Source organism: Nocardia brasiliensis (assembly GCF_042691675.1).
Taxonomy (GTDB): Bacteria; Actinomycetota; Actinomycetes; order Mycobacteriales; family Mycobacteriaceae; genus Nocardia; species Nocardia brasiliensis_D.
This window is the reverse complement of the sequence record NZ_CP170507.1, coordinates 1,439,112-1,464,648: the sequence shown is the minus strand read 5'-3', so window position 1 is coordinate 1,464,648 and position 25,537 is coordinate 1,439,112. Positions and strand designations below refer to the sequence as shown.

Here is a 25,537-nt window from a genome sequence, read left to right as displayed (position 1 = left end):
TCGTGGCAGAAACCTCACCCCGATCCTCCCAAGACATGGGACAACTACGCCGCAATGCGGCCGAAAGGTACGGCGGAGCAACAGATGACAGATGTACAGAGCGCTGGCGAGTCGCGGATGCGCGAGGCCGCACCCGGCGATCAGACCACCCGGGAACTGGCGGAGCGCGCGGCAGCGGTGTTGCGCGGACTCGGCGTCGAATCCCCCGAACCCGGCGACCTGCCCGCCCGCAGTCCGATCACCGGCGGGCAGCTCATGACCCTGCGTTCCAGCTCGCTGGACGAGGTCGATGCCGCGATCGACCGCGCGGCCACGGCGTTCGGCGCCTGGCGCACGGTGCCCGCACCGGTCCGCGCCGCGGTGGTGCGCCGGCTGGCCGAGCTGCTCACCACGCACAAGAGTGTGCTGGCCGAGCTGGTGACGCTGGAGGCGGGCAAGATCGGCGCCGAGGCCGCGGGCGAGGTGCAGGAGATGATCGACGTCTGCGAGTTCGCGATCGGCCTCTCCCGGCAGCTGTACGGGCAGACGATGCCCTCGGAACGGCCGGGGCACCGGCTGATGGAGACCTGGCATCCGCTCGGCGTGGTCGGCGTCATCTCGGCGTTCAACTTCCCGGTGGCCGTGTGGGCATGGAACACCGCGATCGCGCTGGTCTGCGGCGACACGGTGGTGTGGAAGCCGTCGGAGACGACGCCGCTGACCGCGCTGGCCTGCCACACCCTGCTGCGCCGCGCCGCGACCGAGGTCGGCGCGGATCCCGAAGTGCACCAACTGATTCAGGGCGCGGCCGAGGTCGGCTCGCGGCTGGTGGACGACGAACGGGTGGCGCTGGTGAGTGCGACCGGCTCGGTGCGGATGGGTCGGATCGTCGCGCCGCGGGTGGCCGAGCGATTCGGTCGCTGCCTGCTGGAGCTGGGTGGGAACAACGGCGCGATCGTCACGCCCTCAGCTGATTTGGAGCTGGCGGCGCGCGGCATCGTGTTCGCCGCGGCGGGCACGGCCGGGCAGCGGTGTACCACGCTGCGGCGGCTGATCGTGCACGCCGATGTGGTCGGGCCGCTGATCGAACGGATCGAGAGCGCGTATCAGCAACTGCGCGTCGGCAATCCGCTCGAAGACGGGGTGCTGGTCGGCCCGCTGATCGACGGACGGGCCTATGCCGGTATGCGGGCCGCGCTGGACAAGGCGCTCGCCGACGGCGGCGAATTGATCTGCGGCGGTGAGCGAGTCGACGGCTTCGGCGATGACGCGTACTACGTACGCCCGGCGATCGTGCGGATGCCCGCGCAGACCGCGGTGGTGCGCGAAGAGACGTTCGCGCCGATCCTGTACGTGCTGACCTATCACGAGTTCGAGAACGCGATCGCCATCCACAACGAAGTGCCGCAAGGTCTTTCGTCGGCGGTCTTCACCACCGACCAGCGGGAGGCCGAACGCTTCCTCGCCGCGGACGGCTCCGATTGCGGCATCGCCAACGTCAATATCGGTACCTCCGGCGCCGAGATCGGCGGTGCGTTCGGCGGGGAGAAGCAGACCGGTGGCGGCCGCGAATCCGGTTCGGATTCCTGGAAGGCGTACATGCGCCGGGCCACCAACACGATCAACTACTCCGCCGAACTGCCACTGGCCCAGGGCATCAAGTTCGGCTGAGACCGCTAGCGCCCAGGTCAGCCGGTCGACATCGGCCGACTGATCTGGGCTACCGCGCGGTCAGTCGATCACGATCGGCAATGTTTGCAGACCGCGCAGGAACGTACTCGGTCGCCACTGCACGTCACCGGCCATTTTCATGTTCGGATAGCGGGCCAGGATCTTCTCGAACGCGACCTTCGCCTCCAGGCGCGCCAGCGGCGCACCCACGCAGTAGTGGATACCGTGCCCGAAGGCGAGGTGCCCGCCCTTGCTCTTGCCGGTCTGCCCGATCTCGATGGTGTCCGGGTGCTCGAACTGGCTCGGGTCGTGGTCGGCCGCGGCCAGCGACACCGACACCAGTTCCTCGGCCGGAATGTCGATGCCCGCCAAGGTGACCGGCTCGGCGGTGTACCGCAGGGTGGCCAGATGGACGGGTCCCTCGTGCCGGAGGAACTCCTCGATCGCCGCGGGAATCCGGTCCGGCGCCTGGGTGAGGTTCTCGTACAGCACCCGGTCGCGCAGCATCGCGTAGAGGCCGTTGCCGATGAGGTTCACCGTGGTTTCATGACCGGCCACCAGGATCAGGAACAACATCGCGATGAGTTCCCGGTCGCTGAGCTTGTCGCCCTCGTGGTTCGCCATGATCAGCTGGGACAGCAGATCATCGCCGAGGTCCTTCGAACGCTCCGCGATCAGCCCGATCAGATAGGTGGCCAGCTCGACGCTCGCGGCGCCACGCTCGGCCGCCGTGGCGTAGAACGGCGAATTCGCCGCCGCCTCTTGATCTTCGGCGTTCTCGGCTGACGAGGCCGTCATCGTGGTGGACAGCTCACGGAACCGCGCCCGGTCGGCTTCCGGCACCCCGAACAGTTCACAGATGACCGTCATCGGGATCGGCAGCGCGTAGTCGGCGATCAAGTCCACCTCGGACTTGTCGGCCATGTCGTCGAGCAACTGATCCGCCAGCGCATCGATCCGCGGATGCAGTAGCTCCACGGTTCGCGCGGTGAACCCCTTGGTGACGAGCCTGCGCAGGCGGGTGTGGTCCGGTGGATCGGAACTGAGCATGTGTTCCCACAGATCCTGGCTCACCGAGGTGTAGCTGTCCCCCGGTCGCAGCCGTGTCGTGATCGGTGCGAGGCCCGCAGCGCTCTTCTTGATCCGGTCGTCGGCGAGCACCTCACGGGCGAGCCGGTAGTCGACGACCAGCCAGGCGGTCAGGCCGTTGGGCAGCAGGACGTGATGGATCGGGCCCTGCTTGCGCAGTTCGTCGTACACCGGGTGCGGGTCGTAGACGAATTCGGTGCCGAGTTTGAGCAGCGGCTTGGTCATGAGAACTCCCTGGCTGTCTTGCTGGTAATGCCGCCGCCAGTGCTGATCTGGAGCGGTTTCAATCCCCAGGTCTCGGCGACCAGTCGGGCCAAGAAGCCCAGTTCGTCATCGGTGTGCGCCATCTCGGGTTTGATACTTTCCAGGACCCACTGGATCTTCCCGTCGAACTCCGACAACCAGGTCGCCAGCGCGATCGGCTGCGCAGCCGCCCGCGCCGTGTCGATGCCCTGGAATACACCACGCATCACGAACATCGTCGGCTGCGCGCCCTGGCGCATCACCGTCGGCAGGAAGGGGTCGAGGACGCCCATGTTGGAGCACATGCCGACGGTGATGGGCGGGGTGTCGACGAGCCGTTCGACCACGCCCTCGGGCAGCACGTCGATCAGCTCGGGCGGCATGTTGCGTGGGCGGGAGATCCCGCCCGAACCGACCGCGTGGACGGAACCGAATCCGGCCTTGCTGGCCGCGCGCAGCGGCGCGAGATCGAGCCGGTCCAACCACTCCCGTTGCACCACAATCGGCACGCGGGCAAAGGAATTCGAATCGATCTGGTCCTGCTCCCGTAGGATACGTACGGCGGTCATCAGCACCAACGGGTCGGCTTCGCCGACGAGGCCGCAGTGCCGCAGCAGATCGGCGACAAGCGCCAGGTACAACGTGTTCGGCGTACCGCCGCGTTGTGCGGCGATGTCCTTCCATTGCGCCGCATCGAACGTCGCGATCACCGAGCCCTCCCGCCAGCCGAGCGGTGTCGGCTCCGCGTGCGCGGCGCCTCGGCGGGACAGCGCCTTTCGCAGGGCCGCCCGATGGGATGGATCCTTGGCCGCCCGGCGCGCCTCCGAAACCGCTTCGCGCGCAACGGTGGCACCACGGCGCAGGCCATCCTTGAGATCCGCGCGGACATCGATTACGTCGTCGAGTCCCTCCGTCGTGGCGAGTTCCGGCTGGACCAGGCCGATGGCCGCCATCAGTCCCGCGTGACCGTCGGCGATGGCGTGCGAGGCGACGCAGGAGCAGACCATGCCGCCGGACCGGGTTGGTACCGCGGACAGCCGCCACCCGTAACCGCGTTCTGGATCGAGCGGATACTGCGCTTGGTCGTTTGCCCACGCCAGTGCGTCGGCGTCGTCGATCGCGGCGTGCTCCAGGCTCAACGGCAGTGCGGTGTCCGCGAGTACCCAGCGCCATCGGGCGAACGGCACCCGGGGGCGGTGCACCCGCCGCATGAACGGACCGGATCGCAGCGTCGCGTACATCTCGCTCAGCTGGTCGTCGGTGAGCCGGTTCGCCATGATCGTGACGGTCTGGCTGATGACCGGTGCGCCGTAGCCGTGGTGCAGGCGCAAAAATGCCTTGTCGGTTAGACCGACATACACCGGCGCCATCAGGAGGCCGCCCGTTCGATCAAGCCGGTGCCGTAGCCGGGTTCGGCCAACCGCAGCATGCGTTCCTGGGCGACCATTGCCACCAATTCACCGTTGCGACTGAATATCCGGCCCTGGGTGAACGCCCGGCCGCCCTCGGCCGACGGCGATATCTCGTCGTACAGCAGCCAATCGTCGACTCGGTACGGCCGCATGAACCAGATCGAATAGTCCAGCGCGGCGGTCTGGATGGCGATGCCGGGATGCAGCGCGACGGCGGCGCCGAGCAGCGTCATATCGCTGGCGTAGGTCAGCGCGCAACTGTGCGTCACGGCGTCATCGGGCAGGTCGTGGGTGTAGCGCAGCCAAACCTGTTGGTGCGCCCCGCCGGTTGCCCGGTCGGGCACCCGGCGGATATCCCAGCCCTCCCATTCGTTGCCCGCGTCGTTGTGCCCGATCCGGACCAACTCTTCGGGGTCGGGTGCGGCCGGGCACGCGTCGGCGTGCCGCACGCCGCGATCGCCGATGTGGAACGAGGCGACCATCAAGAAGGTTTCCCGGCCGTGCTGCAGCGCCCTGATCCGGCGAACAACGAAGGACCGGCCGTGTTTGACGGTGTCCACCAGATAGTCGATAGGAATCTCGGGGGTGGTCGACCGGACGAAGTAGCCGTGTATCGAATGGACGATGAAGTTGGCCGGCATCCCGGACGACCCCGCTGCCAGGGCGCGCGCCGCAACTTCGCCACCGAATGTCCGAACCAGCGCGGTGCGGTGCCGCAACTTGCCACGAAAGAAGTTCGTGTCGATCTGCTCCACCGCCATTGCGTCGAGTAACTCAACCATGGGCCAAACCTTCTCTTGAGCGATCCCAAAAAGTGCCTGCAACGCACCACAGGTGGCCTACGGTCGAACCAGCACGTGACGCGTTGTAACAGATACAGTGAACCTCTAGTTAACGCGTTTCAAGGTGCTGTAATTCATTTCACAAGCGAGTGGGATATCTTTACGGAAAACCACCATTCGACAATTGGGCCAAAAGGCCCATACATGCCCATGATCAGGTGAAACGGGGCCGTTGCGTCGTTCCCTAATTATCAGTTCCGGGCACCGTCAGGACACGCATACGGAACCGTCGAATTGCGCGAATCGGGCATCGTCGGGCGCGATTTACCCTTTTGCCAAGCATTCCTTGGAAATCCTTGACCGGGCCTCGACGATCAATTAATCGACAGTTAACAATTCGAAGCACAGATCGTAAACTGTCCGATTTCCGGCCATCCGGCTCCCCTACTCCGCGACAATTCCGTCCGCATTCCGGTCCGCTGCCGCCGATGCCTCGATCCCGTCGGATTCCCGCAGCGGGATCTCCTTCCAGAACAGCACCATGACCAACGCGATCAGCGCGATCCCGGCGGCGGTGAGATACACCGTCGACATGGCATCGGCAAAGCCCGTCTGCAACGGTTCGGCGAGCGTCGGATTCAACTGCTGGATCACCGAGCTGTCATCGAGCACCTTCTGGACCGCCGCAGAGTCGTGATGGACCAGGCCCTGCGCGAAGGCGACGTCGGCCGGATTACCACTGTGCAAGCCCGCCACAACGGCCTGCTGGTACGCCGGGTGAGTCGAGGCCGCCTCGATCGCGGCGGACACCTTGGTCGGCAACAAGCCGAACAGTGTCGAGAGCAGCGCCGCGACCCCCAGTGTCCCGCCGACCTGGCGGAAGAAGGTGGCGGCCGCGGTCGAGACGCCCATGTCCTTGGGTGCGGCGGCGTTCTGGATGGCCAAGGTGATGGGCTGCAACAGATTTCCCAGCCCGACGCCGGTGATGGCCATGAAGATCATGGTTCGCCACAGCGGCGTTTCCGGCGTCAGATAGTGGAACAGGAACAAGCCGACGGCCACCGTGGCGGTTCCGATAATCGGAAACGCCCGATAGCGACCGGTCCGCGAGATGAGCCGGTTGGACACAATCGAACCCACCATCAGGCCGCCGACCATCGGCAGCAGCTGCAAGCCCGCCGCGATCGGACTGGCGCCACGCACCACCTGGAGATACTGCGGAACGAGGATGATGCCGCCGAACAGCGCCGCACCGACCACCATCGCGATCGCGACGCCGAGCGCGAACGTCCGATTCCGGAACAGCCGCAACGGGATCAGCGCCGCGTCACCCATCCTGGCTTCGATGCCGACAAACGCGATCAATCCGGCCGCACCGATCAGATAGCACGCCACCGCGCCCGGGCTGGTCCAGCCCCAGCTGCGGCCTTGCTCGGCCACGATCAGCACCGGCGTGATGCCGGTCGCGAAGGCCGCGGTGCCGAGCCAGTCGACCGGGACGCGGGCCGGGTTACTGCTCGGCAGTTTGACCACGCGGTACACCACCACCAACGCGATCAGGCCGACCGGAACGTTGACCAAGAACACCCAGCGCCACCCGGTGACCCCGAAAATAGTGTGCTGACTGGCGAACAGGCCGCCGAGCACCGGGCCGATCACACTGGCCATCGCCCAGGTCGCGAGGAAGTGCCCCTGGTATTTCGCTCTTTCGCGGGGACTCACGATGTCACCGAGGATGGCCGACGCCAGCGACATCAACCCGCCCGCGCCGACACCTTGGATGGCACGGAACACCGCCAGCTGGTACATCGACTGCGCCACCGTACACAACAGCGAGCCGCCGACGAATATGACAATCGCGGCGAGCAGAAATGGCCTGCGACCGTACATATCCGACAATTTGCCGTACAACGGCGTCGTCAAAGTCGCCGTGATCAAATACGCGGTGGTGACCCACGCCTGCAAGGAGTAACCGGACAGATCGTCGGCAATGGTCCGGACGGAGGTCGCCGTGATCGTCTGATCCAGCGCCGCCATGAACATGCCGAGTACCAGGCCACTCAGTATGATCAAGACCTGCCGATGGGTGAATCCGCCCGTATTGCCCGGCTGCGTGGCGGGCGAAGGCGCGGCTACCGGCTCGTTTCGATGTCCGCGGTTGGTCAGCGCCATCAGTAACTCCTGAAATCAGAAAGAAATCACGCATCAGTTATGAACTGCGGTCATCTCATCCCCGGACCGCGGCGACATCCGCCCACGAACTCAGCAGTACGAAACAGCAACGATAAACCTCGGTCACGATTCGGGAAACGCGGAGTGATGTCTATCTCGATCGACCACCCGATGTGACCGACACCACTTCCGGCGACACGGTGCCGTGGTTGGGCTGCCCGTCCGACCGGCCGCCGCACGACTCGCCCTACCAGGCGTTTTCGCATCCAGGCACTCGGTGTGTAAGGTTGGAGACACCCAACGCGGGGTGGAGCAGCTCGGTAGCTCGCTGGGCTCATAACCCAGAGGTCGCAGGTTCAAATCCTGTCCCCGCTACTACGAAAACGGCCCGGAACTCACAGTTCCGGGCCGTTTTCATTTCTTCCTGCGACGAGCACCGCGGCCGAGCTCGACGTTCCTGCTTCCGCGCCAGCATCCGCTGCAGCAGAACAGTTCTCGGCTCGAGGTCATGAAGCCGATTCGATAGTCTTCGACGCCCGAGCAACGGAACTGGTTCCCCGCAACGCCCTTCGATTAGGCGAGCTACCTGGCGTATGCCGTTCACACGGGGCTGGCAGCATTCCTGTTCGTCCCCTATCCCGCGAACTCGCACAGCTGCAACGCGCGGCTGCGCAATGCGCCGAGACTGATCTCGTCGCCGCTGGAACCGGTAGCCCGCAGCGGTTCGACACTGGGCAGGCCTGCCTGCTCGGCCTTGTCGTTGAGGGCGTAGGACTTGCCGTCGGGCGCAACGAACACCGCCTCCGCACCCGCGCGGCATTCGATGGTGCCGCGATCAACCGTGAACGGCCACAGATACCCGAGGTTTTCACCGGCGACGGCCTGGCTGCTCGATGTCGGCTCCGCCAGCGGTACCGGGCTCGGATGCGCAGGATCCTTCGCCCCACCACCGCTCCCGCACGCGCTGATCGTCATCGCGACGCACACAACCCCGACCGCCAGCCATCCCCGAACCTGCGAAATCATCTTTCCTCCAATTACATCGGCCTTCCAGGTGCACACCGGTTGGTCGGCCGGTAGCCGATTATCCTTCCCGCCGCCACCGGTCACCCGCGCAACGGGACGAGCGGAGGAGGCGGGTCGGCGTGGTGCTCCGATCTGGCCAGTTCGGCGCGGCTGGCTATGCCCAAGGTGTCGTATAGATTTCGGATGCGTCGGTACATTGATCGCTCGGAAAGGTAGTTGAGCCGGGCGATCTCGGCGACGGTCATCGATGTGCGCAGCATTCGCAACAGGCGCGCGTCGAACTCGTCCAACGCGGGTCGGCTGTTCTGCTGGGCGGGCGGCGGGTTCTGTCTGGTGGCAGGGGCCATGCGGATTCGCGTGGGTCCGCGCCGTGGGCTGTGCGGGTCACTTGTGGTGACGGTGTCGCGCACCGGCGGGCGCCGATTCTCGCGTACCGAACGCATGTGGTCCAGTAGGTGCGCATGCAGGATCTCGGTTTGCCGCTCGATGGCTATCGCGATGTTGACAACGAAGTTGGCGCCGGATCGAATCGCGAAATAGGTCGAGTGGCCGGTTACGTCGTTGGTGACCGCGACGATCAGGCCCATGGCATGTGTTGTCCGGATCGACCGCAGGCTCTCGGCCTGATGCTCGGTGTTGACCGGAAGCACGATCGGCGCGCCGTCGACATCCCCGCGTGCGGCAAGTTCGTCGTAGTCGGCGAACTCCAGCTGAAAAGCCGGAGCGAACAGGCTCCCACATGGTCCGTTCGTCGGATCCAGGTAGTCGCGCAGACTCGGATGCACGAAGGCGTTGGGCTTGGCCATCTTTTCGATGCCCCGGCTCAGTTGTACAGCGTTCAAGGCGTCCCCCCTTACTTCGCTCGGCGCACCCGCGACCACACCTGATCCGGGATGCCGCACCGTGCGCCGTGCGGTCTCGTCCAGCCATATCGAGCGCCGATGGAGCCGCGGCCCCTCCCCAGTCCACCTCAGTGGCCCGCTCCGGCCGCTGATTCCCGGCGCCCGATTTCTCCCTTTCGTTCCTAGCTATCTGTTTGGACGCACGAACCGCCCGATCGGTTCCATATCGGAGACAACAGTTTTGAGAGAGCCCGCTAACAGCCGTCGGCAGTCGCGTCCAGGGCGCGCCGAACCCCTTCCCCGCCAAGAGGAAAGCGGCCCGGAACCGATGGTTCCGGGCCGCTTCCCCTATGCCTGGGAGCGGGCCTAGACGCTCGACCAGGCGCGCGGACTACTGCCCAGACCGCGCTTGTCCACTACACCTGCGGCGGATCGATACCCAGGTCGCGCAGGCTGTTTCGGTAGAGCTCCACATTGGCGAGCTTGATGTCCTCATAGCCACGCACCGTGTCGGCGAGAGCGGCGGCCTGGACCGCGCGGTCGTAGTTCGCCTCGTCGAGGGTGTCCGCGAGCGCCGTCACCATCTCGGTGTAGTGCGCGAGCAGGGCGCGCTCGACGCGGCGGACATGTGCGTAGCCGAAGGGATCGAACTTGGTGCCGCGCAGCCGCTTTCCCTTGGCCAGCAACCGCAGGGTGATATGTCCGCGCGGTCCGATGCCGATCTTCTTCTTGCGTCCCATGGCGCGCAGGACCGGCGGGTGCAGCTTGTAGGTGAGGTTCGACCCTTCCGGCAGCTGGGCAGTGACTTCGTCCAGGAACGCCGGGTCGGTCAACCGGCGGGCCACCTCGTACTCGTCCTTGTAGGCGGTGAACTTGTACAGGCCGCGGGCCACCTGCTCGCTGAATTCCGTGCGGCCGGTGACCTTCTGCTGCGCATCCCAAATGCGTTGCACGGTCGACACATAGTCGCGGGCGAGCCGATCTCCCTGGAAGCCGATCAACTCCGCGGCACGCAGTTCGACGAGCCGCCTGGTCTCCCCCGTGGCGGTCAGGCCGTCGAAAAGGTCGGCGGGAACCTCGGTTTCGGCACGCTCGAGCTGCGGGCGGCCGGTGGCGGCGGCGAAATCGTCCGGCCTGGCGACCGCGACCCGACCCCAGCGGAACGCCGCGATATTGGCGTTCACGGCGACACCGTTGATCTCGATGGCCTCCTCGATCGCCGCGGCGGGCAGGCGCAGGCCGCCGAGCTGGTAAGCGGCGCCGACCATCAGGAAGTTGGCGGCCGCGGTGTTGCCGAACAGCACCTCGGCCGCGCCGAGCGCGTCGAAGGAGCGCACCTCGCGCGACGCCTGCTCGAGCCGGGACAGCAGCGCGGGTGTCTCCGGGTACTCGACGGCCTTGTCGTACACCATGTCCCCGGTCGGGGTCTTGCTGGTGGACGCGACCGACAGAGTGGTCGCCTTCGAACCGTAGGCCAGGTTCTTGTTGTCGGTGGCGGTGAGCAGATCGAAGGCCACGATGCAGTCCGCCGAACCCGGGGTCAGCCGATTCGCGGGCTCCAGTTCGCCTTGCACGAACCGCAGGTGCGAGACGACCGGCCCGGCCTTCTGACTGAGGCCGATCTGATCCAGGCTGGCCACGTCGTAGCCAGCGCGCAGCGCGGCGGTCGCCAGCACCTGGTTCACGGTGACGATGCCCGTGCCGCCGATGCCCGCCAGGAAGACGTTCTGCGTCGTCGTCGGCGCGGTCTGCCGCAGGTCGGGTAGTACCGGCGGTGCGGGACGCTGCATTGCCTTGCGCTTCTTGGCCTTCCCCGGCTCCGGCAGCTCCACCGTGACGAAGGACGGGCAGTCGCCGTCCATGCAGGTGTAGTCGGTGTTGCAGGAGGTCTGATCGATGCGGGTCTTGCGGCCGAATTCGGTGTCCACCGGCTGCACCGACAGGCAGTTGCTCTTGACGCCGCAGTCACCGCAGCCCTCGCAGACCGCCTCGTTGATCACGACCCGGGTCCGGCGGACCGGCAGGGTGCCGCGCTTGCGCTGGCGGCGCGCGTCGGCGGCGCAGTGCTGGTCGTAGATGAGGACGGTGACACCAGGGATCTCGCGCAGGGTGCGCTGTGCCTCGTCGAGCCGATCACGGTGCCACAGCCGGGTACCGGGGGCGAGATCGCGCTTGCGGTATTTCTTCGGGTCGTCGGCGCAGATGATGATCTGCGCGACGCCCTCGGTGGTGAGCTTGTGGGTCAGCATCGGCACGGCGAGCGCGCCTTCCGCGTCCTGCGCGCCCGTCATCGCGACGACATCGTTGTAGAGCAACTTGTAGGTGATGTTCACCCCGGCGGCGACGCACGCCTGCACGGCGAGTTGGCCGGAGTGGAAATACGTTCCGTCGCCGATATTCTGGAACAGGTGCGGCACATCGGTGAACGGCGCCTGGCCGATCCACTGCGCGCCTTCGCCACCCATCTGGGTCAGGCCGGTGACCTTGCTGTCCGCTCGGCCCGACATGGTCACCATGGTGTGGCAGCCGATGCCGCCGCCGGCCAGTGAGCCCTCTGGTATCGCGGTGGAGCGGTTGTGCGGGCAGCCGCTACAGAAGTAGGCGGCGCGCTTGGCGGGCAGCACCGCCAGTGCGAGCGGCTGCGGCAAGGGACGTTTCATGTCCAGGTAGCCGTCGAGGGCGCGACGCAGCGGCTTGGTGATCCGACCGGTGGTGAGTTCACCGTCCTGGGCGAACAGCGGACGACCGGCCGCGTCACGCTTGCCGATGATCTCGGGGGCGTCGGCGATGCCGTACAGGATTTCCCGGATCTGCGTCTCGATGAAGGCGGTCTTGTCTTCGACCACCACGAGTCGGGTCAAGCCCTTCGCGAACTGCTGAACACGTTCGGGCGCAATGGGGTACGGCATACCGATGCGCAACAGCCGGACACCGGCGCGGAGGAGCGCGTCGTCATCCACGCCGAGATCGATCAGCGCCTGCCGGACGGCGTCGAAAGTGGTTCCGGTGGCGGCGATCCCGATGGTGGCCTTGGCCGGATTCACCTCGATGACGTCGAGTTCGTTGAGCGTGCTGTACGCCTTGACCACTTCCCACCGCGGCCCGTACAGGTCCGCCTCGGCGATCACGCTGTCCGTCGGCGCCGCCATCGGGCGCTGCAGGTAGCGGAAGGGCCTGCCCTCCCAGTTGATCTCGGGAACGACGATGTCGATCGCACCCACGTTGCCGTCGACCGTCCAGGCACCGTCGGCGACATCGGCCACGATCTTCAGCGCCACCAGGCAGCCCGAGGCACGGGACAGCGCGACACCGTGCAGGCCCATGGTGATGATCTCGCGGGCGTTGCGCGGGAACAGGACCGGGATGTTCATCGCGGCCAGCGAGCGCTCGCTCACCGCGGGCACCGTCGAGGACTTGGAGGCCGGGTCGTCACCGACCAGCAGCAGCACACCGCCGTTGGCGTTCGCGCCGTACATGTTGGCGTGCCGCAACGCGTCCGTCGCGCGGTCCAGACCTGGCCCTTTGCCGTACCACACACCGACCACGCCATCGTGCGTCGCGGTGCCCGCGGGCAGATCGGCCTGGCTCCCCCACACCGAGGTCGCGGCGAGCTCCTCGTTCAGCCCGGGGACGAAGGAAATGTCGTGCTCGGCAAGCACGTTGGGCATACCGGCCAGCATCTTGTCGACGCCGCCGAGCGGACTGCCCTGATACCCCGACACGAAGGTGCCGACCCGACGCCCGGCGCGCAGGTCGCGCACGTGCTGCTCCACCAACTGACGCGCGATCGCTTGGACCCCGGTCAGGACAACGGTGCCGGCACCGACCCGGTAGCGGTCGGCAAGGTCATAAGGCGCCGGAATCAGATCGTGATCGGCGAGCTCGGTCATACATCCACCCGTCCGGTCGGCACCGATCGGGCGCCTCCCTAGTTGAGCACTTGATGCCGATATCCTGTCCTTGAAGTGCTAAATGAACAATAGCCAGTCAAAAAATTGAGCAGTCTGCGCAATTTCTCCGACTGTGAATGGGCACACACTATGCACCATGCGAGGTTTACTGTGACCCCCACCACCTACCGCCCCTAACGCCCGTACCGCGCGAACGGGACAGGCCAGCGGCATCCGCCGAGTGCTAATGGCCCTATGTCCCACTCGGCGGATGACCCATGCCGAGCCCTGGACCAGGCGTCCGGCGGATCGGCCGGGAATACGCGGTGGAGGGAACCTGGTTGCGGCGAACGTCGAGTGGTGTGCCCCGCACCGACTCGGAATGACGGCTCCGGTAGTGGGCCTTGGGCAACTGCACAGCTGTTGTGTTGTGAATTGTCCAATTTGCCGGACCCGGTTGCGCGGCGCGACGGGCGCGACGCTACCTTCGCTGCGGATGGTGCCGCCGCTTTGCGGCTACCCGCAGTTGTGTGAGCCGAAAGGTGGTGTGCCGGTCCGACCTTCGGTTCGGCTGTGGGTTCCTGCTATCCGTCCGTGGTGAACGACGATGTTCGCCGCGGTTACCCATGCAGTGGTGGTCCGTCCGAGTTGCCGAGGCGTTGTCGGGGTCGGTGAGTCGGTAACGGCCGAGATTCGAAGGAAACCCGTGCACAGAGTTCCATTCAGGATCGCGATCCTGTTGTTGAGCGTCGTCTCGGTCGGGCTGTTGGGCCTGCCCGCGAACGCTCAACCGCTCTATCCCACCCCGGATCCCGATGTGTTCTACGCGCCGCCCGCCGATTTGGCGGCATTACAGCCCGGCGACGTAGTCCGCACCCGCAAGATCGACACCGGCCCCTATGTGGGAACCACGGGTTGGCAGGTGGCGTTCCGTTCCACCAACTCGATGGGCAACCCGGTCATGGGAGTGACCACGGTGCTGCTGCCGAACGGCGTGCGGAACCCACCGCTGGTCTCCTACCAGGCGCTGATCAATTCCCTTGGCACCCAGTGCAACCCGTCCCGGTCGCTGTTCAACGGCGAGTTGCAGGATGCCGTCGGCGCCATGCTGCCGATCGGGCGCGGCTGGGCGGTTTCGCTGCCCGACTACCTCGGCCCCACCTCCGCCTACGGTGCGGCCCGGCTCAGCGGCATGATGACGCTGGACAGCGTCCGTGCCGTGCGCAAGGTCGCCGACCTCGGTCTCGCCGATTCACCCGTCGCATTGGCGGGCTACTCCGGCGGCGGCATGGCCACCGCGTGGGCGGCGGCGCTACAGCCCACCTACGCACCGGAATTGAAGCTCGCCGCCGCGGTCGCCGGTGGTATCCCCGCAGATCTGGAAGAGATGGCGCTGGCTCTCGGCTTCGAGCCGCACCCCGGATTCGGGCTCGCGTTCGCCGCCGCCATGGGCCTGGAGCGCGAATATCCCGACAAGCTGCCGATTTCGGATCAGCTCAACGAAAACGGCCTGTGGTTCCGCGAATTCACGCACGACGCCTGCCGCCGGTTCCTGCTCTTCCATGGCGCCTTCCGCAGCGCCGAGCAAATGGCCGCCTCGAAGAGCCTGATGGATAACCCAGAGGCCCGGGCCATCCTGCGGGAGAACAGTTTGCGCAACTACCCCGGTATCCCGACCGTCCCCACCTACCTCTGGCAGGGCCGCTTCGACACCCTGACATTCTTCCCCCCGGTGGCCGAGGTAGCCGAACGTTACTGCCGCGCAGGCGCCCCGGTCGAATTCCGCGCCTACGACATCGCCGAACACATGACCACCGCCGTCGCGGGCTTCGCCGATGCGTGGAACTACGTGGAAGCCCGCTTCCGCGGCGAACCCGCACCGACCAGCTGCTGACCGCAGACGGACCACTGGCCCCGGAGTTCGACTCCGGGGCCATTTTCCGTTCAGCGGCGCTCAGCTGATGGAGCGGACCTGCTCCTCGTACTCGGCGCGGGTCTTCTCGTCGGCGGGGTGCAGGGCACGGTCGCCGTCGAACAGCTTGCGTACCAGGCGGACCGCACGTTCGGGAGCGGCGGCCAGCGCCAGGTCGATGGGACCGAGATAGTTGGGGACAGCGACTTCGCCCTTCCTGGTGGTGCAGGTGCGCAGGATGGCGGCGGCGACGTCTTCGGGCTCGACGGTGGGCATGCCGTGGCCGAGGGTCAGGCCGGAGGAGAGCCGGGTGCGCACAGCCGAAGGCATGACGCAGCTGACACTGATGCCCTGCGGGGCGAACTCCAAACGCGTTGCCGCGGACAGGCCTACGGCGGCGAACTTGCTCGCGTTGTAGACGGCCAGGCCGGGGACCGGGATCTTGCCTGCCAGCGAGGCAACGTTGACGATGTGCCCGCGGCCCCGCTCGATCATGCCGGGGGCGACCGCGCGCATGCCGTTGATGAGGCCCCAGACATTGATATCCATCGTGGCCTGCCCCACCACATCCGGCTCGTCGAGGAACGGGCCCGCGGGCATGACACCGGCGTTGTTGACGAGGATGTCGACGTGTCCGAGCTCGGCGATCACCTTGTCCCACTGACCACGTGAGCGCACGTCGAGTTCATAGGAGGTGGCACCGATCGCGGCAGCGGCGGTTTCGGCCGCGACGGCGTCGACGTCGGCGATCACCACCTGGGATCCCTTGGACGCGAACAGTTCCGCGGTGGACTGCCCGATGCCGCGTCCAGCCCCGGTGACCAGGACACGAGCGCCGGTCAGATCGATGTCGGGATAACCGTGACCGAGAATTCTCATACGAAGGCTCCTTGTTCGAGCGCACGGCGAGTGCTGCGCAGGCTGTGCTGGAAGGTGTCGAGGCGGCGGCGACCGTCCATGAAGTTGGCGCCCATCACCGCGAGGTCGTCCGCGGTGGCGTCGAGGCGAAGGACCTTGGTTCCGGTCGCGCGCAGCTGGGCGATCTCGGCATCGAGCTTGTCGCTCATCCGGTTTCGCATTTGCCGTTCGAGGAAATGACCTGGGCCGGTCGCCGGGATCTTCCCGGTCGAGGCCATCGGCGCGAGCACGACGAGCTCGTCCAACTGCCGCGGGATGAGCAGGTCCACCGATGCGGTCGAACCGGCGCCGCCGTCGATGAAGCGGCGTCCCGCCAGGGATACCGGCGGGAACCAACCGGGCACCGCCCACGACGCGCGCAGCGCCGCACCGAGCGGCGCGGTCGGCGCATCCGGCGAACCGAACGGAACCCGTTCTCCCGTCGCGTAATCCATGCTCACCAGCCAAGTAGCGGGATGCGCGACCCAGGAACGTCCAGGGTTCAGTCGCTCGGCAAGCTGTTGCAACCAGCTCGCGTCACCGCTGCCGACCGGCATCAGTCCACTGCCCGCGGTGAGCAGGGCTTGACCGGAGCCGGTGCGGCGCAACGGCAATCGGAAGGAACCCAGTCGCGGGCGCGGGAACGGCGGCAGCCGCCCGGGGCCGGAACGCATGTGCGCCAGCAGGATCGGGTTCGTGGACGTGCCGTCCTGCATGGCGACCAACTCGTCCACCGAGATGCCACTGCCGAGCATGGTCACCAGTTCCGCACCCGCCGACGTCCCGATCAGCACGTCGGCCTCGCGTGGATCCCAGTCCAGCGCATCCCGGACGGCGGCCAGTGCCGCGACAATCCACGCGGCGCCGAGCGTGCCACCGCAGCCGATGGCCAGGCCGCGGCGCTGCGACCCGTTGTTGTTACCCATGGTTCCACACACTAGCAGAATCCAAATACCAGTGGTATCCGAAATCTGACGGTACGTAGAATCACGGCATGGCACGTCTGACCCGGTCCGAGAGCCAGGCCCGCACCCGCGCTGACCTGATCGCCACGGCACGCGACCTCTTCCTGGCCGACGGCTACGCGAGCACCAGTTTGGAGCGGGTCGCCGAGGAAGCGGGCTATTCGAAGGGCGCCGTCTACTCGAACTTCCGCACCAAGAAGGAGCTGGGTCTCGAGGTGATCGAACTCATCCACGCGACCAAGTTCCAAGAGGTGACCGACCTGCTCGCGGCGGGCGACAGCTTCGACGAACAGCTCGAGCGCTTCCAGGAGTGGGCCGAGCGGACCGTCGGCGACGTCGGCTGGACCATGCTCGAATTCGAATTCGCCACCGTCTCCCGCGACGATCCCGCATTGCGGGCCGCGCTGGTGTCCAGCCTCGGCGTGGTGCGCGGCGCGGTCGCGGCACAGGTCCAGACGCTGGCCGACACGATCGGCATCGAGCTGCCGTTGCCCGCCGAGGACGCCGCGACGGCGATCCTCAGCATGGGCATCGGCCTGGGCATGCAACGCGCCATCGACCCGTCCATCCCGGCCCGGCTGATCACCGATGCCGTGCGACTGCTCGTCACTCTCGGCACCGGACCACTGGCCGCGCACAGCTCCGGCACACCGTGAGGTGCGCGGCAGTCACGCCGTGAAGTGCAAGGTCCATTCGCCGCGGTAGTGCAACCGGGTGACGCTGCCCGGCGGAATGTCGATCCGCCAGAACGATTTCGGCGGCGCGTCCAGGGTCACCAGCAGTGCCGCGCGGATGACGGCGGGGTGGGTGACGGCGATGGTGGACGTACCTTCGGAGGCGATCTCGGCCATCCAATACCTGGTCCGCTCGATCACATCCACCACGGATTCGCCGCCGTGGCCGCGGAACTTCGGGTCGGTGAGCCACGCGTACAACTCGTCTTGCGGCACGGACATCAGCGCACCGCCGCGCCAAGCGCCCGCGTCGAGGTCTCGTAGTCGGGTGTCCTCTTCGCCGGGCAGCCCTAACAGCGCCGCGGTCTCCACCGTCCGGCGCTCGGGTCCGGTGAGCACCCGGGGAGCGGCAAGCGGCGTACAGCCAGAGATGGCGCGGCGGCCTGCTTCGGTCAGCGATTCGTCGACTGGAAAACGTGCCTTGCGCATCGCCTCGGTCATGCCATGGCTGACCAGGTCGAGTCTGAGCACCTTTTGCACGCTCGAAGCGTACGGCTATGCGCATGTCACTGTTCCGGCTCTCCGGGAATTGACCGGATTCAGGTGCGGTCGGTGCTGCCGCTGGGTTGTCGGTGCCCGGGTGCACACTGAATCCATGGCCCAGTTCTCCCCCGCTACCCAGGAGTGGTTCGACGGCGCGTTCCCCGCGCCGACCGCCGCTCAACTCGGCGCGTGGGCGGCGATCGCGGCGGGCGAGCACACCCTGGTGATCGCGCCGACCGGGTCCGGCAAGACGTTGTCGGCATTCCTGTGGGCGATCGATCAGCTGGCCACCCGCGAGAAATCGACGGAGCGGGCGGGCACCTCGGTGTTGTATGTGTCACCGCTCAAAGCGCTCGCGGTGGACGTGGAGCGCAATCTGCGGGCGCCCCTGGTGGGTGTGACGCAGACCGCCAAGCGGCTCGGACTGGATCCGCCCGCGATCACGGTCGGTGTCCGGTCCGGTGATACCAGTGCGTCCGATCGCCGGTCGATGCAGCGCACGCCGCCGGACATTCTGATCACCACCCCCGAGTCGCTGTTCCTCATGCTCACCTCCGCGGCCAAGGAGACGCTGCGCAATGTGGGCACGGTGATCGTGGACGAGGTGCACGCGATCGCGGGATCCAAGCGTGGCGCGCATCTGGCGCTTTCGCTGGCTCGGCTCGATCAGTTGACGTCGGCGTCGCGTAGCGACTCGATGAGGGGTGGTGGTCGGGCGACGGGTGGGCTTCAGCGGCCCGCGCAACGGGTCGGCTTGTCGGCGACTGTCCGGCCGCCGGACGAGGTCGGCCGGTTCCTGGTGGGCAACGCACCGATCACCATCGTCTCGCCGCCCGCGCCGAAGACCTTCGACCTGTCGGTCCGCGTGCCGGTGGCGGACATGACCGAACCCGGTGAATCCGATCAGCCCGGCTCGATCTGGCCGCATGTGGACGAGGCCATCGTGGATCTGGTGCTGGAGCACCGCTCTTCGATCGTGTTCGCGAATTCGCGCAGGTTGGCCGAGCGGCTCACCGCTCGGCTCAACGAAACCTATGCGGCGCGGCTCGGCGAACCGGTGGAGACGGAGCACAAGCCGCCCGCCCAGCTCGGCGCGTCGACCGAAGTGGTTCATGGCGCGGGCCCGCTGCTCGCCAGGGCGCACCACGGCTCGGTGAGCAAGGAACAGCGCGCGCTCATCGAGGACGATCTCAAGAGCGGGCGGCTGCGCTGCGTCGTCGCGACCAGCAGTCTCGAACTCGGTATCGACATGGGCGCGGTCGATCTGGTGGTGCAGGTAGAGGCGCCGCCCTCGGTAGCGAGCGGTCTGCAGCGGATCGGACGGGCCGGGCATCAGGTCGGCGAGATCTCACGCGGCGTGCTGTTCCCGAAGCACCGGACCGATGTCATCCACTGCGCGGTGGCCTCCCAGCGGATGACCGCCGGACAGATCGAGGCCATCCAGATTCCCGCGCATCCGCTCGACATTTTGGCCCAGCAGACCGTTGCCGCGTGTGCGCTGGAACCGATCGACGTCGACGCCTGGTTCGATATCGTCCGCGGCACCGGCAGTTACGCGACGCTGCCGCGTTCGGCGTACGAGTCGGTGCTCGACCTGCTGGCCGGACGGTATCCGTCGGACGAGTTCGCCGAGCTGCGGCCGCGACTGGTGTGGGACCGGGACGCGGGCACGCTCACCGGACGCCCCGGCGCGCAGCGCTTGGCGGTGACCTCGGGCGGAGCCATCCCGGACCGCGGCTTGTTCGCGGTGTACATGGTCGGCGAAAAGGCCTCGCGAGTGGGCGAACTCGACGAGGAGATGGTGTATGAGTCGCGCGTCGGCGACGTGTTCGCACTCGGCGCGACGAGCTGGCGGATCGAGGAGATCACCTTCGACCGAGTGCTGGTGACACCCGCCTTCGGGCAACCGGGACGGCTGCCCTTCTGGCACGGCGACGGACTGGGCCGTCCCGCCGAACTCGGTGGGGCGCTGGGCGAATTCGTGCGGAAGGTCGGTCAGCACCCGGAGAATCTGGAAAAGCTCACCGCGGCAGCCGGTCTGGACGCCTTCGCGACCGCGAACCTCGGCACGCTGCTGGACGAGCAGCGCACCGCGACCGGGCATCTGCCCACCGATAAGACACTGGTGGTGGAGCGGTTCCGGGATGAGCTCGGCGACTGGCGGCTGGTGCTGCATTCGCCGTACGGACTACCGGTGCACGCACCATGGGCGTTGGCCATCGGGGCACGGTTGCGCGAACGGTTCGGCGTCGACGCCGCGCCCAATGCCTCCGACGACGGCATCGTGGTGCGGTTGCCGGACACCACCGACGATCCGCCCGGCGCGGAGCTGTTCGTCTTCGAGCCCGACGAGATCGATGACATCGTCACCGAACAGGTCGGCGGCTCCTCGCTTTTCACGTCCCGCTTCCGCGAGTGCGCCGCGCGCGCCCTGCTGCTACCCCGCCGCGACCCCGGCAAGCGGGCCCCGCTGTGGCAGCAGCGGCAACGGTCGGCGCAGCTGCTCGATGTGGCGCGCAAGTTCCCCGACTTCCCGATTCTGCTGGAGACGGTGCGCGAATGTTTGCGCGACGTCTACGATCTGCCGTCGCTACGCGACCTGCTCGGCCGGGTGGCGCGCCGCCAGCTGCGGCTGGTGGAGGTGGAGACGGCGACTCCATCGCCGTTCGCGAACGCCCTGCTGTTCGACTACATCGGCCAGTTCATGTACGACGGCGACAGCCCGCTGGCCGAACGCCGCGCCGCCGCACTGTCACTCGACTCGAGCCTGCTCGCCGAACTGCTGGGCCGGGTGGAACTGCGCGAGCTGTTGGACGCCTCGGTCCTGGAACTGACCGAGCGAGAGCTGCAGCGGCTCACCCCCGAACGCCATGCCCGCGACGCCGAGGGACTGGCCGATCTGCTGCGCCTGCTCGGACCGCTCACCGCCGCCGAGGCCGCCGAACGCTGCGTCGACGATCCGACGGAGTGGTTCGCCGAGCTGGTGAAAGCACGCCGTGCCCTGGAAGTTTCATTCGCGGGCCGCAGCTGGTGGGTGGCCGTGGAAGATGCGTCCCGGCTGCGCGACGCACTCGGCGTGCCGCTGCCGATCGGCACCCCCGCGGCATTCATCGAACCGGTCGCCGACCCGCTCGGCGATCTGGTCGGCCGGTACGCCCGCTCGCACGGACCGTTCAGCACCGAGGCGGTGGCCGCCCGCTTCGGTCTCGGGACAGCCGTCGTCGCCACCGCACTACACCGATTGATCACCGAGAAACGCATCGTGGAAGGCGAATTCACGCCCGGCGCGGCGGGCTCGGAATGGTGCGACGCGCAGGTGCTGCGCCGACTACGCCGACGCTCGCTGGCAGCGGCCCGACACGAGGTCGAGCCGGTCTCGACCGCCACCTTCGGCCGCTTCCTGCCGTCCTGGCAGCACATCGGCACCGGCGAACTCCGCGGTGTCGACGGTGTCGCCACCGTGGTGGAACAGCTCGCCGGCGTGCCGGTCCCGGCCTCGGCTTGGGAATCGCTCGTCCTGCCCGCCCGCGTCCGCGACTACTCCCCCGCGATGCTCGACGAACTGATGGCCACCGGCGAGGTCACCTGGTCCGGACACGGCTCGATCACCGCCAAGGACGGGTGGATCGCCCTCCACCTGACCGACCAAGCCCCCTTCACCCTCGCGCCGCCCGACGACATCGAACTGTCCGAGGTGCAGTTGCGGCTGCTCACCGCCCTCGGCGCATCCCTCGCACCCCCGGTGTCGTCCCCAGAGCAGGCACCCAGCGACGCCACGCCACCCGTGCCGGTGATGCACGGTGGGGGCGCCTTCTTCTTCCGGCAACTGTCCGATGCCACCGGGCTCCTCGACGACAGCGCTGTGGCGGCGGCGCTGTGGGAGTTGGTCTGGGCCGGAATGATTTCGGGCGATACCTTCGCACCGGTCCGGGCACTGCTGACGGGGACGACGCGGACGACGACCGCCCATCGAACGCCACGACGGGCCCCGCGCGGGCGGGCCTATCTGCCGCGGCCGAGCATGCCGACCCGGTCCGGCCCGCCCGCGGTGGCCGGACGGTGGTCGCTGTTGCCGGAGCGCGTGTCGGACAACACCGTTCGCGCGCATGCGACCGCGGACATGCTGTTGGAGCGGTACGGCGTGCTCACCCGCGGATCGGTGCAGAACGAGGGGGTGCCGGGCGGATTCGCGCTGATGTATCGGGTACTGACCGAGTTCGAGGACCGCGGGCGTTGTCGCCGAGGGTATTTCGTCGACTCACTCGGCGGTGCGCAATTCTCCACCACCGATGTGGTCGATCGGCTGCGGTCGTTCGACACCGAGCGCAGCCGTCCCGGCGAAACCAGGAAACAGACCGGGAAAGCACTCGCACTGGCGGCCTGTGATCCGGCCAATCCGTATGGGGCGGCCCTGGCCTGGCCGAAGGGTGACAGCGACAGTGGTCACCGACCCGGCCGTAAGGCCGGTGCACTCGTCGTGCTCGTCGAGGGTGATCTCGTGCTCTACCTGGAACGCGGCGGCAAGACCTTGCTCACGTTCACCGAGGACCCGACAGCCCGTCAGTCCGCTGCTCGAGCACTGGCCGACCTCGTGCACAACCGTCGCGTCGACTCCCTGGTCATCGACCGCGTCGACGGCGAAACCGTGCACGGCAACACCTTCGCGGGCTTCCTCACCGAGGCGGGCTTCTCGGCGACTCCCCGCGGCCTCCGCCTCCGGAGCCGCCCATGAGCGGCCCCGCTCGAACAGACCACTGCCCGGCCGGGCCCGCTGGCGGCAGTGACCACCGAGGGCGGCGGCATGCCCGAGGGTGACACCGTCTACCTCACCGCGGCCCGGCTGCGCGCGGCGCTGGCGGGTAAGACGTTGACCGGCAGTGACTTCCGGGTGCCGCGGTACGCGACCGTCGATCTGCGGGACCAGGTCGTGGACAGCGTCGGCAGCTACGGGAAGCATCTGTTCATTCGGACCCCGACGGTGAGCATCCATACCCACCTCAAGATGGAAGGCACGTGGCGGGTCTTCCACTGCGGGCAGCGCTGGACCAAACCCCGCGTCACCGCCCGGCTGGTGCTGCGCACGGATGAGGTCGAGGCCGTCGGGTTTTCCCTCGGCAAGGTGGAGGTGCTGCGAGTCGGCGACGAGCACACCGTCATCGACCACCTCGGCCCGGACCTGCTCGGCCCGAATTGGGATGTGACCGAGGCGGTGCGGCGGCTGGAACGATATCCGGAGCAACCGATCGGAGTCGCGCTGCTGGATCAGCGGAACCTGGCCGGTATCGGCAATGTCTATCGAAGCGAGATCTGCTTTCTGCGCCGGGTCCACCCGGCCACCCCGGTCGGCGCCGTGCCCGACCTCCTCGCGCTGGTGAACGAGGCGCACCGGGTGCTGACCCAGGCCGTGCAGGCGCCACCGCGGCGTGAGCTGGTCTACGGTCGCACCCGTCGCTCCTGCCAGCGATGCGGCACGCCCATCGCGTCGCAGCTGCTCGGCGAGCCCGCGCCCGCCTCGGACCGGATCGCCTACCGCGAGCGCGGCATCTACTTCTGCCCCCGCTGCCAGCCCGACCCGCGGCACGCGGATAAAGACTGATCGAAAAATCTGCCGCACCACCCAGCCCATCGGTTCGCGGCATCGAATCAACTGTGCAACCGAACCAATCGCTCGGCGTGGCCCCGGGCTATCGACCAACCATCACTGTAATTTGCCACTCAGTTGCTAATGATCGGCGCGCTCGGCACGACTATATCCGTGGCAGTCACGACACAGCACAGGAGCAGGCCATGACGACGGTATCGAGATCGGGCAGACGATTGCTCCTCGCGATTGCCAGCCGCCTCTTCTTCGCCGCGCTGGCCACCCTGGCCACCGTGCTCTTCAGTTACCTTCTGCTGCACCCGAACTCGGACACGAGCACGCCGCAGCAGCCACAGCCGCCGATCACCTCGGTGTCGCCTCGCCCTTGACGTAGCGCGGCCTCCCACTTAACTTACAAGTTGTAAGTTAATCAGGGAGTGTGGCATGAACGATCCACGGCAATACGTGGTCATCGGCGGCGGACTCGCGGGCCTCGCAGCCGCGGTCTGGCTGGCCGAAGCAGGCAAGCAGGTCACCCTGCTGGAGCGGCGCGGCAGGCTCGGCGGCCGCACCCACGCCATGAAGGTCGACGCGGCCGACGACCTCCCGGACAACGGCCAGCACGTGATCGCCAGCGGCTACGAGCACCTGTTCCGGTATCTCACCAGCGTCGGCACCCGCCAGTACGTCGCTTTTCCGCACCATGCGACGTTGCGCTGGCCGGACGGCCGCAGCGTCACCATGAGCACCAAGGGTCTCGGCGCACTGCGCACGCTCGCCGGTGCCCACCCCGACGCCAATCTGCTCGAGCGGGCGCGCGCCACCGTCGCCACCCTCCGGCTCGGCTGGCAATGCCTGCACCAACCCGCCGACCTGCCCGACCTGACCACCGAACAATGGTTCAACCGCATCGGCATGCCCGCGAAAGCCCGTGAGGCACTGTGGGACTGGTTGGCCCTCGGGGTCGCCGCCGAGCCGGTGCAGCAGGAGTCGGCCAAGGTGCTCGCCGATGTCATGGCCACCGGCATCCGCCTCGGCATCAAGCACCGGCGGCCCGCCACCATCGGCTATCCCACCACCGACCTCGACACGCTCTACATCACCGGTGCACTGAAAGTCTTCGCGGAGCACGGGGTCAAGGTCCAGCATCGCGCGGTGGCCCGGCGAATCAATATCTCCGGCGGCCGGGTCACCGGCGTGGCACTGGCGGACGGCACCACTGTCCCCGCCGACGCGGTGGTGTGCGCCGTACCCAACTCCAACGTCAACGGCCTGCTGGACGACCTGCCCGAACATGCCGAAATCTACGCGGCCGCAGATAAATTGGGTTACACGCCGATCGTCAGCACCAACCTGTACCTGGATCGCCCGCTGGGCACCACCGCCGAGTTCGAGGCCTTGATCGGCGGCACCGGCGTGATCGACGAGGTCTTCGACCGCCAGCGAATGACCGGCCGCAAGACCGACCAGGCCTGGCTGTACTGCCTGACCACCAGCGGGGCCTACGAACAGATCCACAAGACCAACGAGGAGATCGTCGCCGAGCAGATGGCACTGCTGCGCCGCTACTATCCCGCCGCCACGGAAGCGACAGTACTGCAGGGCCACGTGGTCCGGATGCCGAAAGCGACGTTCTCACAGGTCGTCGGCACGCACGCGCTGCGCCCCGATCAGCGGACGTCGGTGCCGACGCTGGTGCTGGCGGGCGACTGGACCGCCACCGACTGGTCGGCAACCATGGAAAGCGCAGTACAGAGCGCGGCCAGGGCGGTCGACCTGCTGCTTGCGCTACCGTCGGTGCCGTGACCACGGATCGCGCCACGTCCGATTACGTCGCCGACCCGCCGACCGGCAAGCCG

17 protein-coding genes and 1 tRNA gene are annotated in these 25,537 nt (G+C 67.2%); 8 read left to right on the top strand and 10 right to left on the bottom strand.

Annotated features, from left to right (window positions below):
* The first annotated feature begins 117 nt into the window (after window positions 1-117).
* Window positions 118-1,650: an aldehyde dehydrogenase family protein gene (locus tag ACFK0J_RS06770; protein ID WP_378742681.1), complete on the top strand. Its 1,533-nt coding sequence runs from the start codon at window positions 118-120 to the stop codon at window positions 1,648-1,650.
* Window positions 1,651-1,710: 60 nt separating this feature from the next.
* Here the strand turns inward: ACFK0J_RS06770 and ACFK0J_RS06765 are convergent, their stop codons facing one another.
* The 4 genes from ACFK0J_RS06765 to ACFK0J_RS06750 all read right to left on the bottom strand — a co-directional run bounded on the left by ACFK0J_RS06765 (window position 1,711) and on the right by ACFK0J_RS06750 (window position 7,348).
* Window positions 1,711-2,964 (bottom strand): cytochrome P450, encoded by a 1,254-nt coding sequence (locus ACFK0J_RS06765; RefSeq protein WP_378737544.1) that lies wholly within the window; start codon window positions 2,962-2,964, stop codon window positions 1,711-1,713.
* Window positions 2,961-4,352, bottom strand: coding sequence for a hypothetical protein (locus tag ACFK0J_RS06760; RefSeq protein ID WP_378737542.1), 1,392 nt, complete (start codon window positions 4,350-4,352; stop codon window positions 2,961-2,963). The genes ACFK0J_RS06765 and ACFK0J_RS06760 overlap by 4 nt, the downstream gene beginning before the upstream one ends.
* Entirely contained in the window at window positions 4,352-5,176 is an 825-nt protein-coding gene (locus tag ACFK0J_RS06755) for an acyl-CoA thioesterase (protein WP_378737540.1), read from the bottom strand. Before ACFK0J_RS06755 ends, ACFK0J_RS06760 begins: the two co-directional genes overlap by 1 nt.
* A 444-nt stretch (window positions 5,177-5,620) precedes the next feature.
* Window positions 5,621-7,348, bottom strand: a complete 1,728-nt coding sequence (locus ACFK0J_RS06750; protein WP_378737538.1) for an MDR family MFS transporter — start codon at window positions 7,346-7,348, stop codon at window positions 5,621-5,623.
* Window positions 7,349-7,649: 301 nt separating this feature from the next.
* Here ACFK0J_RS06750 and ACFK0J_RS06745 point away from each other — a divergent pair.
* Window positions 7,650-7,723, top strand: a tRNA-Met gene (locus tag ACFK0J_RS06745).
* Between the two features lie 258 nt (window positions 7,724-7,981).
* Here the strand turns inward: ACFK0J_RS06745 and ACFK0J_RS06740 are convergent.
* From ACFK0J_RS06740 to ACFK0J_RS06730, 3 genes are all read right to left on the bottom strand, one after another.
* Entirely contained in the window at window positions 7,982-8,374 is a 393-nt protein-coding gene (locus tag ACFK0J_RS06740) for a DUF2511 domain-containing protein (protein ID WP_378737536.1), read from the bottom strand.
* Window positions 8,375-8,454: 80 nt separating this feature from the next.
* Entirely contained in the window at window positions 8,455-9,216 is a 762-nt protein-coding gene (locus ACFK0J_RS06735; protein WP_378737534.1) for a helix-turn-helix transcriptional regulator, read from the bottom strand.
* A gap of 416 nt (window positions 9,217-9,632) precedes the next feature.
* Window positions 9,633-13,106, bottom strand: coding sequence for an indolepyruvate ferredoxin oxidoreductase family protein (locus tag ACFK0J_RS06730; protein WP_378737532.1), 3,474 nt, complete (start codon window positions 13,104-13,106; stop codon window positions 9,633-9,635).
* A 739-nt stretch (window positions 13,107-13,845) separates the two neighbouring features.
* Here ACFK0J_RS06730 and ACFK0J_RS06725 point away from each other — a divergent pair.
* Entirely contained in the window at window positions 13,846-15,000 is a 1,155-nt protein-coding gene (locus ACFK0J_RS06725; protein ID WP_378742679.1) for a lipase family protein, read from the top strand.
* A 60-nt stretch (window positions 15,001-15,060) separates the two neighbouring features.
* Here the strand turns inward: ACFK0J_RS06725 and ACFK0J_RS06720 are convergent, their stop codons facing one another.
* Window positions 15,061-15,897 (bottom strand): SDR family oxidoreductase, encoded by an 837-nt coding sequence (locus ACFK0J_RS06720; protein WP_378737530.1) that lies wholly within the window; start codon window positions 15,895-15,897, stop codon window positions 15,061-15,063.
* Window positions 15,894-16,841, bottom strand: coding sequence for a patatin-like phospholipase family protein (locus ACFK0J_RS06715; protein WP_378737528.1), 948 nt, complete (start codon window positions 16,839-16,841; stop codon window positions 15,894-15,896). The genes ACFK0J_RS06720 and ACFK0J_RS06715 overlap by 4 nt, the downstream gene beginning before the upstream one ends.
* A gap of 68 nt (window positions 16,842-16,909) precedes the next feature.
* Here ACFK0J_RS06715 and ACFK0J_RS06710 point away from each other — a divergent pair, with 68 nt between their 5' ends.
* On the top strand, window positions 16,910-17,536 hold the full coding sequence (locus tag ACFK0J_RS06710) for a TetR/AcrR family transcriptional regulator (RefSeq protein WP_378737526.1): 627 nt from the start codon (window positions 16,910-16,912) through the stop codon (window positions 17,534-17,536).
* Between the two features lie 12 nt (window positions 17,537-17,548).
* On the opposite strand, the gene ACFK0J_RS06705 is transcribed toward ACFK0J_RS06710, so the two are convergent.
* On the bottom strand, window positions 17,549-18,094 hold the full coding sequence (locus ACFK0J_RS06705; protein WP_378737524.1) for a histidine phosphatase family protein: 546 nt from the start codon (window positions 18,092-18,094) through the stop codon (window positions 17,549-17,551).
* Window positions 18,095-18,209: 115 nt separating this feature from the next.
* On the opposite strand from ACFK0J_RS06705, the gene ACFK0J_RS06700 reads away from it, so the two are divergent.
* The 4 genes from ACFK0J_RS06700 to hpnE all read left to right on the top strand — a co-directional run bounded on the left by ACFK0J_RS06700 (window position 18,210) and on the right by hpnE (window position 25,484).
* Window positions 18,210-22,829 carry an ATP-dependent helicase gene (locus ACFK0J_RS06700; RefSeq protein WP_378737522.1) on the top strand — a complete coding sequence of 1,540 codons (4,620 nt, stop codon included), beginning with the start codon at window positions 18,210-18,212 and terminating at the stop codon, window positions 22,827-22,829.
* Between the two features lie 69 nt (window positions 22,830-22,898).
* Window positions 22,899-23,693 (top strand): DNA-formamidopyrimidine glycosylase family protein, encoded by a 795-nt coding sequence (locus ACFK0J_RS06695; RefSeq protein WP_378742677.1) that lies wholly within the window; start codon window positions 22,899-22,901, stop codon window positions 23,691-23,693.
* A 191-nt stretch (window positions 23,694-23,884) separates the two neighbouring features.
* The gene (locus ACFK0J_RS06690; protein ID WP_378737520.1) at window positions 23,885-24,067 is read left to right on the top strand and encodes a hypothetical protein; all 183 of its coding nucleotides are present in this window, start codon (window positions 23,885-23,887) and stop codon (window positions 24,065-24,067) included.
* A gap of 55 nt (window positions 24,068-24,122) precedes the next feature.
* Complete coding sequence (gene hpnE, locus ACFK0J_RS06685) at window positions 24,123-25,484, top strand: hydroxysqualene dehydroxylase HpnE (protein WP_378737518.1); 1,362 nt, start codon at window positions 24,123-24,125, stop codon at window positions 25,482-25,484.
* Window positions 25,485-25,537 lie beyond the last annotated feature (53 nt).